This window comes from Flavobacterium covae, from assembly GCF_001534645.1.
GTDB lineage: Bacteria > Bacteroidota > Bacteroidia > Flavobacteriales > Flavobacteriaceae > Flavobacterium > Flavobacterium covae.
In genome coordinates, this window is sequence record NZ_CP013992.1 from 486,294 (window position 1) to 500,471 (window position 14,178).

11 protein-coding genes and 2 tRNA genes are annotated in these 14,178 nt (G+C 30.0%); 7 read left to right on the forward strand and 6 right to left on the reverse strand.

Features of this window, described 5'->3' with window-relative positions:
- The first annotated feature begins 47 nt into the window (after nt 1–47).
- Nucleotides 48–344, forward strand: coding sequence for a thioredoxin family protein (locus tag AWN65_RS02035; RefSeq protein ID WP_060381644.1), 297 nt, complete (start codon nt 48–50; stop codon nt 342–344).
- On the opposite strand, the gene AWN65_RS02040 is transcribed toward AWN65_RS02035, so the two are convergent.
- On the reverse strand, nt 341–1,018 hold the full coding sequence (locus AWN65_RS02040; protein WP_060381645.1) for a polysaccharide deacetylase family protein: 678 nt from the start codon (nt 1,016–1,018) through the stop codon (nt 341–343). The two genes, AWN65_RS02035 and AWN65_RS02040, sit on opposite strands and share 4 nt — an antisense overlap.
- A gap of 252 nt (nt 1,019–1,270) precedes the next feature.
- Complete coding sequence (locus tag AWN65_RS02045; protein WP_145902536.1) at nt 1,271–4,474, reverse strand: glycosyltransferase family 117 protein; 3,204 nt, start codon at nt 4,472–4,474, stop codon at nt 1,271–1,273.
- A gap of 157 nt (nt 4,475–4,631) precedes the next feature.
- Between AWN65_RS02045 and AWN65_RS02050 the strand changes: the two genes are divergently transcribed.
- The 3 genes from AWN65_RS02050 (at nt 4,632) to AWN65_RS02060 (ending at nt 5,977) form a co-directional block, all read left to right on the forward strand.
- Nucleotides 4,632–4,702, forward strand: a tRNA-Gln gene (locus tag AWN65_RS02050).
- Between the two features lie 526 nt (nt 4,703–5,228).
- A tRNA-Gln gene (locus tag AWN65_RS02055) sits at nt 5,229–5,299 on the forward strand.
- Nucleotides 5,300–5,617: 318 nt separating this feature from the next.
- Nucleotides 5,618–5,977, forward strand: a complete 360-nt coding sequence (locus AWN65_RS02060; protein WP_060381647.1) for a YegP family protein — start codon at nt 5,618–5,620, stop codon at nt 5,975–5,977.
- Nucleotides 5,978–6,113: 136 nt separating this feature from the next.
- On the opposite strand, the gene AWN65_RS02065 is transcribed toward AWN65_RS02060, so the two are convergent.
- Both AWN65_RS02065 and AWN65_RS02070 read right to left on the reverse strand, forming a co-directional pair.
- Nucleotides 6,114–6,320, reverse strand: a complete 207-nt coding sequence (locus AWN65_RS02065; protein WP_060381648.1) for a hypothetical protein — start codon at nt 6,318–6,320, stop codon at nt 6,114–6,116.
- A 189-nt stretch (nt 6,321–6,509) separates the two neighbouring features.
- Complete coding sequence (locus AWN65_RS02070) at nt 6,510–8,669, reverse strand: S46 family peptidase (protein WP_060381649.1); 2,160 nt, start codon at nt 8,667–8,669, stop codon at nt 6,510–6,512.
- Nucleotides 8,670–9,366: 697 nt separating this feature from the next.
- Between AWN65_RS02070 and AWN65_RS02075 the strand changes: the two genes are divergently transcribed.
- Nucleotides 9,367–10,449 (forward strand): sensor histidine kinase, encoded by a 1,083-nt coding sequence (locus AWN65_RS02075; RefSeq protein WP_060381650.1) that lies wholly within the window; start codon nt 9,367–9,369, stop codon nt 10,447–10,449.
- 1 nt (nt 10,450) lies between these two features.
- A complete protein-coding gene (locus tag AWN65_RS02080; RefSeq protein ID WP_060381651.1) occupies nt 10,451–11,170 on the forward strand; it encodes a LytR/AlgR family response regulator transcription factor in 720 nt (239 codons plus the stop codon).
- A gap of 38 nt (nt 11,171–11,208) precedes the next feature.
- Here AWN65_RS02080 and AWN65_RS02085 read toward each other — a convergent pair whose 3' ends face one another.
- The gene (locus AWN65_RS02085) at nt 11,209–11,655 is read right to left on the reverse strand and encodes a GNAT family N-acetyltransferase (protein WP_060381652.1); all 447 of its coding nucleotides are present in this window, start codon (nt 11,653–11,655) and stop codon (nt 11,209–11,211) included.
- The gene (locus AWN65_RS02090; protein ID WP_060381653.1) at nt 11,652–12,884 is read right to left on the reverse strand and encodes a 3-deoxy-D-manno-octulosonic acid transferase; all 1,233 of its coding nucleotides are present in this window, start codon (nt 12,882–12,884) and stop codon (nt 11,652–11,654) included. Before AWN65_RS02090 ends, AWN65_RS02085 begins: the two co-directional genes overlap by 4 nt.
- Nucleotides 12,885–12,977: 93 nt before the next feature.
- Here AWN65_RS02090 and AWN65_RS02095 point away from each other — a divergent pair, with 93 nt between their 5' ends.
- Nucleotides 12,978–14,108 (forward strand): DegT/DnrJ/EryC1/StrS family aminotransferase, encoded by a 1,131-nt coding sequence (locus tag AWN65_RS02095; protein WP_060381654.1) that lies wholly within the window; start codon nt 12,978–12,980, stop codon nt 14,106–14,108.
- Nucleotides 14,109–14,178 lie beyond the last annotated feature (70 nt).

Here is a 14,178-nt window from a genome sequence, read left to right on the forward strand (position 1 = left end):
TAAAAACAGTATATTTGTAATGCAAATTGTATTTAAAAAGTACGTATATGTCAAAATTTGGAGAGTTAATAGGTACCCATGTTCCTGTTTTAATTGATTTTTATACTGATTGGAATGAAGCTTCTCAGTTAATGCACCCTGTTATAAAAGATGTAGCGGCGGCACTAGGAGATAAAGCTAAAGTAATAAAGATTGATGTGGATAAAAATCAAGAATTAGCAGAAGCTCTTCGTATCAAAGGATTGCCTACTTTAATGATCTATAAAGAGGGACAGATGAAATGGCGTCAGTCTGGAGAATTAGACGCTAATACTATCATTAATCTTGTAAAAGAGCAGTTTTAAATTTTTATAATATCAAAAGTAAACCCTTTTTCTTTATAAAAAGCTAAGGCTTTTGGGAGAGAATTTTTTAAGAGATGATAAGCTTTTTGACTATCATGAAAAACAATAATGCTGCCTGATTCTACTTTTTGGGTGGCATTTTTTATACACTGCTCAGGGCTTATAGAACTATCAAAATCAGCACTTAATACATCCCACATGATGATCTTATAACCTCTTTTTCTTAAAATTTTAGACTGATTAAATGTTATTTTGCCATAGGGAGGTCTAAAAAAAATAGATTTCTGATTTTTAATTTCTGATTTTTTAAGACCATGATCTAGAATCTTAATATTTTCCTGAATTATCTTCTCACAAGCTATTACATTATTTATATATTCTGTTGTAGATTTTTCCCAACCATTTACATGATTATAGGTGTGGTTTCCTATAGAATGTCCTTCTATTAGAATCCTTTTGAAAATTTCAGGATGCTTTACGATATTTTTTCCAACACAAAAAAAGGTAGCTTTTATCTGGTTTTCTTTTAATATGTCTAAAACCCATTCTGTAATTTCAGGAATAGGACCATCATCAAAAGTTAAGTAAATTGTTTTGGATGTATTAGGAATAGACCAAACATGATTACAAAATAACCATTTGATGAACTTATTTGTTTTGATCCAATAAAACATACTTGAATTTTTTAGTAGGATATATGTTAATGAGTAATTTTTGTTTGTTTAAAAAACGGTTTTATTTATTATTCACAATATAAGAATAAGAGAGTTAAAGAAAAACTTATTTATTGAGAATTAGATATGCAAAAAAATATACTAGTAGGTATCTAAATATTTTAGAAATTAAAGAGGCTGTTCTAAAATTTTTTTAGGACAGCCTCTTTGCTTTTTTTGATGAAATTTAGGTAGTTTTGAAAACCTAAGATCTTATTCTATTTCTACTTCAAAAAAAGGGAAACGCTTGTTTAAATTGTTGAAAGCATCTTTTTCTTGATCGTGAAATTCTTTGTCTTTATACGTTTTTGCTATTTCTAATAAACCTTTGTAGCGCATTAAATCAGTGTAAATGTCACTAGCAAAAAATTGACGTTGATCACTTTGAGGTAATTCGCTATAATAGCGTAGCTCATCTTGATATTTTGAAGTTATTTTCTTTATTATCTCACGTGCCTTTTCTTTTTTACCTAATTTGTAATAACCTTCTGCAAAAGGATCTATAAGACTGTAAAAACCATAATATTCTATAGGTGTTTTAGATAAAACAAGGTCGATTATTTTTTCTGCTTTAGCTGTTTTGCCTTCGTTTATTAGGTTAGTCATAAGACGTGCCATGTGGGTACGGTAAGATATGCAGTTTTTACGTGTTTGAGGATCATGATAGATAGATGAACTATCACCATTGCCCCATTGTAACTTGGTAAAAATGGAGTACATTTTATCGGTGTCTATTTGTCCCATATCAAAGTTATATGCCTCTTTTGGAAGAGGTGTTTTGATTGGAACTAGTTTGTAAATCATACCATCTAATTGAAGGTATTCTTTCATCCAGATATAATCATCATCGCCAAATGCTCCTGTAGAAAAATAAATAGGACGTTTCCAGTTGTTTTTTCTGACAATATCCAACATCATTAAACGATTTTTATATAAAGCACTTCCCTTGATGTCTATGTCTATATAAGGTACAATAGAATCATTTTGTTTTGGATTGATGATTTTATTGGAAATGACTGATTTTTTATCAACAGGAATTCTGATTTTGTTAGTTGGATAGAACTGAACTTTTTGACCATTTCGTAATTCAATTAATGTTCTAGGGTCATCACTATGCGCAAATTCCATAAACTCATCTATGCTAATTCTTTCTTTTGTTCTTTCCTCATAGATTAGATAATCACGTTTGCCATCTACATAATCTTTGTGTTCAAAAGACAGAGGAATAGGGTCTGATTCATACGCTTTTTTACGCATTGAATCAATGTACCAATCGGTCATTAATAAACTGGTGTTTACGATGCGTACATCTGTTCTATAACCTTCTATTTCTTGTATATACCATAAAGGAAATGTGTCATTATCGCCAATAGTAAATAAGATAGCATTTTTGTCGCAAGAATCTAAGTACGCTTTAGCATCTGTAACAGCAGTATATTTACCTGAACGATCATGATCATCCCAGTTTTCAGATGCCATCAAAACAGGTGCGGCTAATAAAGAAGCTAATAGCGTGAGAGGTAATGCTATTTTAGGTTGAAGGTATTTTTGAGCTGATTCGTAAAGAGCGTAAACTCCTAAAGCAATCCAAAGGGCAAATACATAAAAAGAACCAACTAAAGCATAATCGCGTTCGCGTACTTCAAAAGGTCGTTCGTTTAAGTATATTTTAAGTGCTAAACCTGTAAATAAGAAAAGAGAAAGTAAAACATAAAAGGATTTTAGGTCTTTTTTTGAGTGAAAAAAGAATCCCATTAATCCTAAAATAAACGGAATAAAATAATATACATTTCGTCCTTTGTTATTTTTCCAATCTGCTGGAAGGTTTTCTTGTTTGGTAAGACGTGCGCTATCTAGGAATGATATGCCGCTTAGCCAGTTACCGTCTTTAAGGTCATAGTTGCCTTGTTCGTCGTTTTGACGACCTACAAAGTTCCACATTAAATATCTCCAATACATATACCCAAACTGATATTCAACCATGAATCGAAGGTTGTCTAAAGTGCTTGGTTTTTCTATATTCAGGTATTCTCCATAGGATTTTAAGAATTTATCATAATCTTCTAAATCTAATTTTCCAGCTTTAAAAGCATTTCTGAATTCAGATACGATTTGTAATAACTCTTGCTCTTGATTGTATTCTTCTTTGACAGAAAATTCAAGAGGCGATGTGAATTTCATGTAATTCACATTGTGTTCGCTACTCCACATACGTGGTAAAAGAGCCTTATGATTGTCATCCGTATTTTGAATGGCGTTTTTATAGTTGTTTACAATATTATATTTACCCGTTTTGTAATCGCGTTCATAGTTTGGTTTTTCATCTAAATAAGGATTGTCCTCATCTAATCCTGCGTAGGTTTCTGAAAATTGAGGGCCATAGAATAATTTTTGTTCTCCATACTGTTCACGATTATAATATGCTAAAAGTTCACGTGCATCAGATGGTTTATTTTCATTGATAGGAGTGTCTGCATTGGCTCTTATAGGTAACATTAACCAGGTTGAAAATCCTATGAAAATAAACAGAATACTTAATAAAATAGTGTTTAAGAACACTTTTCCTTTTTGTTGAGTGTATTTTAAACCAAAATAGAAAAAAGCAACAAGAAGTATAGTGGCTAGTATGGTTCCTGAGTTGAAAGGCAATCCTATATCGTTTACAATGAAAACTTCAGTGCTTCCAAAAAAAGCCATGGTCCAAGGTAAAAGGAGTTTGAATATGAATAATAGGACTGAAATAACAATAATATTGGCAGCAATAAAGCCTTTTAGTGTTACTTTTTCATAATGTTTAAAATAATATAAAAATCCAATAGAAGGAATTGTTAATAACGCCATAAAATGCACTCCAAATGATAATCCTACAACTAACGCTATTAAGAGAAGCCAGCGATTTCCTTTGGGGGCATTCATGTCGGCTTCCCAGCGAAGTCCGAGCCAAAATAAAATAGCAATTAAAAAAGTAGCCATTGCATATACTTCTGCTTCTACTGCATTAAACCAAAAGCTATCTGAAAAAGTAAAGGCTAATGACCCTACAAAAGCACTGCCTAAAATAGCTGTACTGTTGTATCTATTTAATTCTTTTTCTGATCCAATTAGCTTTCTTAATAAAATTGTAGAAGACCAGAATAAAAATAAAATGGTAAAAGCACTGGATACGACTGACATCATGTTTACCATCAAAGCAATATTTTCTTTGTTAATTGCAAACATAGAAAAGAAAGCTCCGATCATTTGATACAAAGGTGCGCCAGGAGGATGACCTACTTCTAATTTAGCAGATGTGGAAATATATTCGCCACAGTCCCAAAAACTCATAGTAGGTTCTACGGTTAGTGAATAAACAACCAGAGCAATAAAAAAAGTAACCCAACCTAGTAGGGTATTCCATTTTTTGAAATTGAATGACATATTAATAGTTAAGTGTTTTGAATTCTAACACAAAGAAACTGTTTTTTGTTTAAAGAAAAGGTTAAATTTTTTTTTTTTATTTTTTCATTAAAACTTTTGGAGAACTAAAAAAGGTTTGTATATTTGCACTCGCAAAACAAAAGTCTTGCAGGTTTAATGGTCTATGGTGTAACGGTAACACTACTGATTTTGGTTCAGTCATTCAAGGTTCGAATCCTTGTAGACCAACAAGAAAGCTCTGAGAAATCAGGGCTTTTTTTGTTAAATAACCTCGAATCGACGGGGTAATTCAAAATGAGGATTGAGGATAAAGCTTAATCAAGGGCAAAATCTGAGGGTTATGTAAAAAAAAGATAATCTGAATGAGAAGAAATCTGTTTTTCTTGTTCTTTTAGGTTGACTTCTAAAAACTTTTGTTTAAGTAGTTTTTGGTGTTGAAATAGCTTGGTAATCGTTTTGTAGTGTTTCGTGATTTTCTTCTTTAGTTGAGATTGTGTGAAGAGTAAACAATCTGAATGATGAAAAAAAATATGGCTTTCTGGAGATCTTTGAGTATGCGTGTTAATGGTGTTCTTTTTTTAGATTAAGTTTTTTTGAGTATGTGTATTTGCTTTAATGTGGTATTTCTGGGTTTTTAAATGCTTGATTGTTAGTTGATTATTTTTTGTTGGTGTTTTTTTTGTTTGAAAATTTGGAAATAATAAAAAAAAACTTCTATATTTGCACTCGCAAAACGGAAGTATTGCGGTTCTGATGGTCTATGGTGTAACGGTAACACTACTGATTTTGGTTCAGTCATTCAAGGTTCGAATCCTTGTAGACCAACAAAAAAAGCTCTGAGAAATCAGGGCTTTTTTGTTTTATATAGTTTTGGGTGAGTTGGGTTTTTAAGATCTTATGGTCTTAGAGAGTTTTTTAAAATACTTTTTTATGGGTTTTTGGTTCTGTCTTCGGGCTTTGGGTTAGGAAGGCTTGTGTTGGCTGTTTTTAGGGTTTAAAAATGCTTTAGCGAGCTTGTTGTTTAGTTTAATGTTTTTAGGGTTAATATAGGTAAAATTTCTAAGGAAAAAGTTTTAGTCTTGAGGATGGATAGTCTTTGAGGTGTTCTTTTGTTTTTAGGGGTGAAGTTTTTTTTAGGTGTGTATGGCGACTTTTGTGATTAGTAAACGTTTGGATGGTTATTATAAATTTGAATTTGTGTCTAGGAAAGGTAAGACGATTATGACTAGTGATAGTTATGAGTTGCGTTTTGAGTGTGAAGAGGATATAGAAAAGTTGAAGTTGGCTTTGGAAGGAGCTACTATAATGCGTTTTAAAACGTCAAGTGGGAAGTTTTATTTTCGTTTGATTGTTGAGAAAAGAGAGATTGCTACAAGTCGTAAATATACTACTCAATTGTTGATGCAGCGTGGAATAGATGAGATGATGCGTTCTGCCGTTGTTGCTGAGGTATTGGATTTTGCGGCTAATGAATTTGTGTTTCCTGAATTGGAGTTTGTGTAGTGTTTTCTTGTTTTGATTGTGAGGATTTTGCTTTTTGGTAAAAATAAGTTTTTTTTAAAAAAAGATTTAGTAGTGTTTATAAAAGTCAAAAGCCCCGAAAAACGGGGCTTTTTGAAAAATATTAGATTTTATCTAATTATTTTTTTACTTCTTCTTTAACAGCAGCAGCAGTGTCAACAGCAGCAGCAGCAGCAGTGTCAACAGCAGCAGCAGCAGTATCAACAGCTTCTACAGCAGCAGTATCAACAGCTTCTACAGCAGTTTCTTCAGTAGCAGCAGCTTGATCTTTACAAGAAACACTCATCATAGCAACTAAAGCCATAGTTAAAACAACTTTTTTCATCTTACTTAATTATAAAAGGTTAATTATTAATTCGTGTCGCAAAGATATAAATTTTTTATTATGTAAAACTTTTTTCTAAACTTTTTTTTCAAAAAAAAAATCTTTGCCAATGAGATGTTTTTTTATATAATATTTCCCCATTTTTAAAGGGCTTTTTACTATAAAAAAAGCCCTTATAATGAATATTTTTTATTTATTTTTAGAGCTTCCTCCTGATTGTATGATTTTGATTTCTTGGATTAGGTTTTGTGCTCCTGCAAACTTATCAATTATAAATAAAATATAGCGAGCGTCTACCATAATGTTTCTACAGATTTCAGGGCTATAGAAGATGTCACTCATGGTGCCTTCCCAAACACGATCAAAATTACATCCAATTAAGTTACCATTAGCATCTAATGCAGGGGAGCCTGAATTGCCTCCTGTAGTATGATTGGTAGCAATAAATGCGACAGGCATTTTACCGTTTTTATCAGCATATTGACCAAAATCTTTCGAGTTGTATAAGTCAATTAATTTTTTTGGTACATCAAATTCATAATCTCCAGGAATATATTTTTCTACAACACCGTCTAACGTGGTGAAAGGGGAATAGATTACCGCATCAGATGGTTTGTAGCCTTTTACTTTTCCGTAGGTAACCCGAAGGGTGCTGTTAGCATCTGGAAATATGCGGGCAGATTTTGGGCTTAATTCTAATATGGCTTTCATATAAGTACGTTGTAATGCAATATTTTTTAGATTGATTTCATTATACTTAGGAGCTACATTTTTATCATAGGCTTCTATGATTGACTTTGCTAAGATATATCCTTTGTCTTGATTTATTTTTTCAATAATAGATTTAGTATCGCCGCTTAATAGTTCTTTTAAACCGGAAAAAGAGGTTAGTTTTGAATTTTGAAAAACATCAGTAGTTAATTGAGAAGCATTGATATTGTTTAAAGAATTGGGTAAAAATTGTTTAGGAGATTTTGTAGCGTAAAGATGAATTAACTGTTCGAAGACTTTTTCATCTACAGATACATTGAAGTTTTTGTAAGTACCCTCAAAATTAGTGATTAAATTGTTTTTTCTTTCAGTAAAAACTTGTTCGCCTTTTGTGTTTAAAATTTGCTCTAATTGATATAAACGATAACCAAAATTTAATATTTCACAATTACGCATTATTACTTCGGAAAAGTAGTCACGAGCAATGGCGTATTCGCGGATATTTTTATAATTTGTTTTAAATTCATTTAAAAGATTACCATATTCTCTTTGTTTACCTGCTTTGTTAATTTTTTCAGTTAACTCGGTCTCAAATTTTTGTTTAGCTTCAATTGCATTTGCTTTTTTTAATCCTTTTATTTCTCCCATCCATTTTTTCCAAGCGTTAGCAATAGAGGCGTTTTTTGCTGCATATTGTATTTTAATTGCGGGATCTTTACGCATGAAGGTGTTTTGGGTTTTTAGGGTAACATCACGAAGCTCGATACGTGCTGGGTTTAAATCATTTATGATTTGTTCTACAGCATAGCTGGGTAAATATTCTTGTGTACGACCAGGGTATCCCATAACCATGGTAAAATCATTTTCTTGTACTCCTTTTATAGATATAGGGAAGAAATGTTTTGGTTTGTAAGGAACATTGTCTTTTGAATATTCAGTAGGATGATTATTTTTATCTGCATAAATGCGGAATAGTGAAAAATCTCCTGTATGACGAGGCCATACCCAGTTGTCTGTATCTGAACCAAATTTTCCGATAGAACTTGGTGGTGCTCCTACTAGGCGTACATCACGAAATGTTTCGGTTACAAACAAAAGATATTGATTGCCGTCATAAAAAGTTTTGATTTGATTTTCTTGCCAAGATTCTTTAGGTAGCGTTTTTGATAAAATGGTAATGTTTTCCTGAATTTTCTTTTGTTTTTCTAATTCAGATGAAATAGAAGTAGTACCTTCTAAAACTTTAGAGGTTACATCTTCAATGCGAATGATAAAGGTTACAAATAAATTTTTATTCGGAAGTTCTTCTTCCATTTTATAAGCCCAAAAACCATTAGTTAAATAATCATGTTCAACTGTTGAGTGACTTTGAATGTTGTCATATCCACAGTGATGATTAGTTAAGATTAATCCTTTTGAAGAAATTACTTCGGCAGTACAGCCTCCATCAAAGTGAGGAACGGCATCTTTAATGCTGGATTTGTTTACTGAATAAATATCGTCTGCGGATATTTTAATTCCAAGATTTTTCATTTCGGTTTCGTTCATTCCTTTTAGCAAAGAAGGAATCCACATTCCGCCTTGTTGAGCAAAAAAGGGAGAAACCACTAAAATAAGAAGTAGTCGTAAAAATTTCATAATATGTATTTATAACACGTGCAAGTTACAATTTTTAGAGAATTATAAGGTTTTTTTTAGTTTTGATTAAGAAAAACCATTTATCATTTTATTTTACCGCTCATCATTTTTTGATAATCATTGAAAATTATTGCATTATTTTTAGGTTTTTAAATAACTAAATGAAATCTAAGATTCATAAATATCAAAATCAATCAAAAAACGAATAGAAATCATCAATCAAAAAGCGAATGAAATCATTATTAATTTTAAATAGATCTATATGAAAAAATAAATTTGAGAAAATCTTTAAAATTTTCTGTTTTCCTGTTTTTTGGAGAATTTTTTTAGGGAATTGAAACGTTAAAGGATGTGAAAACAGAATATTCTTTGATAGTGATAAAAAAATGTCATAAATAAGTAAGTCTGTAAAGTATGAATAGATTTTTTTAAAACATAAAATATTCTATTATAATAGTTTTAATGTTTTTGGGATAATAGTTTGAAATTTATAGGGAAATACTTTATAATCACTAGGTTTTTAATTCAGTAAGTTTTGTACTATAGCAGACTTATACATTATAAAAAAATATATATTAATGAAATCATCCTTAGTTTAAGTAAGGTTATACTAAAGATTAAAAATAAGAATATGATACAGTTTATATTACATTTGATAACTAAATTAGTAGATTTAATTATTGCAATTTTATTTTAAATGAGATTAATAACAAATTGGAGATATCACATTTTAAACTTTATCGGGTGGCAAATTTATTTGTTATCTATTTTAACTTTTGAAAAATTATCCTACGGACTTTCTCAAGTTGAGAAATGGAATACGTTAGAATGGAGCAAAATGTATTACTTTATTACAGAAGGGTTTTTATGTGGATTACTAGGTTTTTTGCTATCTAATATTATTCTTGCTTATGTAGATTATAAAGTTCAAATTGGTAAGATTTCAAAAAGATCTCTTTGGGGAATTGTCCTTGTTTTTGCTTTATCTCAAATATTATATCATCTTTTATTATGGCCTGTTTTAAGTGTGCCATTAAAGTATTTTTTAGATAGAGAAAATCCCTTAACTTTTCTTATGAAATTGGCAAATATACCTGTATTTGCAGTATCCTTTTTAGTGTGGTTTTTTATTGTGATGGCGTATAAAATTTTTAAATATTTAAAAGAAATTAAAATTAAACAATTAGAACTAGAAACTAACTTAAGAGAAATAACTTTAAATACGCTTAAAGGGCAGATAAATCCACATTTTATGTTTAATAGCTTAAATAATATACGTGGATTAATTCTTGAAAATCCTTCAAAATCTAGAGAAATGCTAACTAGGTTATCTGAAATGTTGCGTTATTCTTTAACCAAAAGCGATACGAATAAAATTATATTAGAAGAAGAACTAGAAATGGTTAGTAATTATATAGCTCTTTCTAAAATACAATTAGAAGATAGGTTAGAATATATTACAGAAATAAATTCTGATACATTGTATTTTTCTATTCCACCTATGATAGTACAAATGTTAGTTGAGAATGCAGTAAAACACGGTGTGTCAAATATAAAAGAAGGAGGTGTTGTAAAATTGATTTCAAAAATTAAAAAAAACGAACTACATTTAATTGTTGAGAATACAGGATTTTTAAAAAAGAGGAGCGCTTCTACTCAGATAGGATTGAAAAATATAAGGGAAAGACTTTTTCTTCTGTACGCTAACAGAGCCACTTTTGAAATTATAGAAGAAAATAAAATGGTAAAAGCTAAAGTTGTAATTCCTTTTAATATATAAAATGATAAAAATTAAAGCTGTTATAGTTGAAGATTCTCGATTGGCTCGAAATGAATTAAAAGAGTTGATTAAAAATTTTCCTGAGATAGAAGTTCTAGGAGAAGCGGAAAACGTAGATAAAGCCTATGAATTAATTAATTCTTTGAATCCTGATTTACTTTTTTTAGATATAAATATGCCAGAAAAAGATGGTTTTGAATTGTTAGAAATGTTAGATGATGTTCCAATAACTGTTTTTACAACAGCGTTTGACGAATATGCTTTAAAATCATTTGAATATAATGCTTTAGATTATTTAATGAAGCCCGTAAGTCCTAATCGGTTTTTAAAAGCAATTGATAAGGTTAAACAAAAGTTAGAAAACAAAGCTGTAAAAAATAGACAAAAAGTAGAAGGATCTAATCAAATTTTTATCAAAGATGGCGAAAAATGTTGGCTCTTAAAAGTTGCAGATATTTATCTTTTTGAAGTAGAGGGGAACTATACTAAAGTTTTTTTTAATGATCAAAAAGCAGTATTAAATAAGTCACTAAATCAGATTGAGAAAAAACTTCCAGAAGATTTTTTTAGAGCTAATCGTAATCAAATAATTAATATAAACTATATAAAAAATATTGATCTATGGTTTAGCGGTAATTTATTGGTAGATCTAAAGGATGATCAAAAAATAGAAATATCAAGAAGGCAATCTAGCTTGTTTAAAGAAAAAATGAGCCTATAAGATTTTGTTCAATAAGGTTTTTATTTATTAGGATCTTACTATTTTGTTTTGTATTTCATTATTTTTCTTTTATGAATGACAAAATCATTAGAAATGTATAGTTTTTGAGCATTATTATTATGTTCTTCAACTTCTAAATAAATCATTTTTATATTAAAAACGAATGCTTGTTCTTTAATAAAATCCAAAGCTTTTTTTCCAATACCTTTTCCTCTTGAAGATTCAATAAGGTATAATTCATCTATAAAAGCCAAAGTACCTTGATATTCAAAACTAAAAATAAAAGTAAGAATAATATATCCTACTATTTTATTTTCATGGTATATAAACCAGCATCGTCCTAAGTTGCTATTAGAAATAAACTCATGAAACAAAGCAGAAGAAGTTTTTGGATTAATAGGATAATTATCAATTGCGTAAAAATCCTGCATCATCTGAACCGCTAAGTCAATTTGATCTTGTTCTATAAGTTTGAAATGTATCATTTAAAAATCGTATTTATAATGGTTTGAGTTGCTCCAGTATTCATTTGAACAAAAGTTTGACAGATATGTCCTTTTTCGTGCCTTTCATCTTCATTTTGAATTAATAAATTAAAAGCTTGAATTAGCTCTGTTTGATCCGAAATGGAAATACATCCTTTTTGATATACTAAAGCAGTAGCTTCTGTAAAATGCGAGTAGTTAGGACCAATTATTACAGGAACGCCAAAAGTAGCTGGTTCTAAAATGTTATGTACGCCAGGATTGCCAAAACCACCTCCTACGTAAGCTATGTCAGCATAAGAATATATTTTAGTCAAAATACCAATAGTGTCTATAATAAATACATTAAATTGAGCTAGATCTTTATTGTTTATTTCAGAATACAATATCACGGACTTATTAATTTGAGACTTAGTTTTTAATATTTGCTCACCTTTAATATTATGGGGTGCGATAATAAATTTTACATCGTCCGAGGATTGATTAATATATGGGATTAACAATTCTTCATCCTTTGGCCAAGAACTACCTATGACAATAGTCGTTTTGTTATCTTTGAATTGTTTTATAAAATCTAACGTATTATTTCTTCCTAAAATAGTGACTACCCGATCAAAACGAGTATCTCCAGAAACAATAGTGTTTTGAAATCCTATAGTTTGTAGTAATTCTTTAGAAGAATCATTCTGAACAAAAAAATAATTAAAGTTTTTTAAAGCATTTCTGTAAAATCCTCCGTACCATTTAAAAAATAACTGTTTTTTTCTAAAAATACCAGAAATTAAGTAAGTGTCAATTTTTCTTTTTCCTAATTCATTTAAATAATTAGGCCAATACTCATATTTAATAAAAAATACCTTTTCAGGATGTACTAATTCTAAAAAAAGATTAGCATTGGCTTTAGTGTCTAAAGGTAAATAGATTGTAATATCTGCAATTGTATTGTTTTTCTTAACCTCATATCCCGAAGGAGAAAAGAATGTTAATACTATTTTATACGAAGGAAAATTTTCTTTAACCTTTTCTATGACAGGTAAACCTTGTTCGTATTCTCCTAAAGATGCCGCGTGAAACCAGATTGTTTTATCTGTTGGATTAATTTTTGAAGCTAAAGTGTTAAATACATCTTTCCGACCTTTAACAAATAACTTAATTTTAGGGTTAACTAAAGCTATGATATTTAGGAAAAATTGTACAAAATGTATAACTGTGTTGTATAGAAAAAGCATAATTAAAATTTGATGATGCTAAAATACATTAGTTTTCTAAAATTTAGTAGAAAAGCTATTAAATTAGTAGATTTGTAACCTAAATTTTACTCGATGAGAAAGATACAAATGGTTGACTTAAAAAGCCAATATGATAAAATAAAAGAGGAAGTTAATACTTCTATTCAAGAAGTTTTAGATACGACAACTTATATCAACGGACCTTTAGTTCATCAATTTCAAGCTGATTTAGAAAAATATTTAGGTGTTAAGCATGTAATTCCGTGTGCAAATGGTACAGACGCTTTGCAAATTGCCATGATGGGATTAGGATTAAAACCAGGAGATGAGGTAATTACGGCTGATTTTACTTTTGCCGCTACTGTGGAAGTAATTGCATTATTACAATTAACACCTGTATTAGTAGATGTAGATATAGATACAATGAATATTTCTATTGAGGCAATTAAAAAGGCAATCACACCTAAAACAAAAGCCATCGTTCCAGTACATTTATTTGGTCGAGCAACAAATATGGAGGCTATAATGGAAATAGCCCGAGAGAATAACTTATATGTTATAGAAGATAATGCACAAGCTATTGGAGCTAATTATACTTTTAAAGATGGTTCAAAATCAAAAGTAGGAGCAATTGGTCATGTGGCAGCTACCTCATTTTTTCCATCTAAAAACTTGGGTTGTTATGGTGATGGTGGGGCTATTTTTACAAATGACGATCAATTAGCTCATAATTTGAGAGGAATTGTAAATCACGGAATGTATGTTCGTTACCATCATGATGTAGTAGGGGTAAACTCTCGTTTAGATAGTATTCAAGCGGGTATATTAAAAACAAAATTACCGCATTTAGATGCGTATAATAAAGCACGTAGAGAAGCGGCTCATAAATATAATCTAGCTCTTGGATCAAACCCAAATATAGTGATACCTCAATTTAATAGTAATACTGATGATCACGTATTTCATCAATATGTATTTAGGGTTATTAATGGTAAACGTGATGCTTTATTAGAACATTTACAATCAAAAGAAATACCATGTGCTATCTACTATCCAATTCCTTTACATAGTCAGAAAGCCTATTCGGACATACGTTATAATGAAGCTGATTTTATGATGACTAATCAGTTAGTTAAGGAAGTAATAGCATTACCAATGCATACTGAATTAGATGATGAACAAATAAAATTTATTACAGATGTAGTTCTAGACTTTATAGGATAGATATTTCTTCGTTAACAATAATCAATAATCAATAATCAATAATCAATAAACAATAATCAATAAACAAATT

Bases quoted from the DNA above. Each gene is read 5' to 3' on its own strand.
- AWN65_RS02065 (WP_060381648.1), bottom strand. From the start codon at position 6,320: ATGAAAAAAGTTGTTTTAACTATGGCTTTAGTTGCTATGATGAGTGTT.
- AWN65_RS02070 (WP_060381649.1), bottom strand. From the start codon at position 8,669: ATGAAATTTTTACGACTACTTCTTATTTTAGTGGTTTCTCCCTTTTTT.
- AWN65_RS02090 (WP_060381653.1), bottom strand. From the start codon at position 12,884: ATGCTTTTTCTATACAACACAGTTATACATTTTGTACAATTTTTCCTA.
- AWN65_RS02095 (WP_060381654.1), top strand. From the start codon at position 12,978: ATGAGAAAGATACAAATGGTTGACTTAAAAAGCCAATATGATAAAATA.
- AWN65_RS02080 (WP_060381651.1), top strand. From the start codon at position 10,451: ATGATAAAAATTAAAGCTGTTATAGTTGAAGATTCTCGATTGGCTCGA.
- AWN65_RS02040 (WP_060381645.1), bottom strand. From the start codon at position 1,018: ATGTTTTATTGGATCAAAACAAATAAGTTCATCAAATGGTTATTTTGT.
- AWN65_RS02035 (WP_060381644.1), top strand. From the start codon at position 48: ATGTCAAAATTTGGAGAGTTAATAGGTACCCATGTTCCTGTTTTAATT.
- AWN65_RS02045 (WP_145902536.1), bottom strand. From the start codon at position 4,474: ATGTCATTCAATTTCAAAAAATGGAATACCCTACTAGGTTGGGTTACT.
- AWN65_RS02085 (WP_060381652.1), bottom strand. From the start codon at position 11,655: ATGATACATTTCAAACTTATAGAACAAGATCAAATTGACTTAGCGGTT.
- AWN65_RS02075 (WP_060381650.1), top strand. From the start codon at position 9,367: ATGAGATTAATAACAAATTGGAGATATCACATTTTAAACTTTATCGGG.
- AWN65_RS02060 (WP_060381647.1), top strand. From the start codon at position 5,618: ATGGCGACTTTTGTGATTAGTAAACGTTTGGATGGTTATTATAAATTT.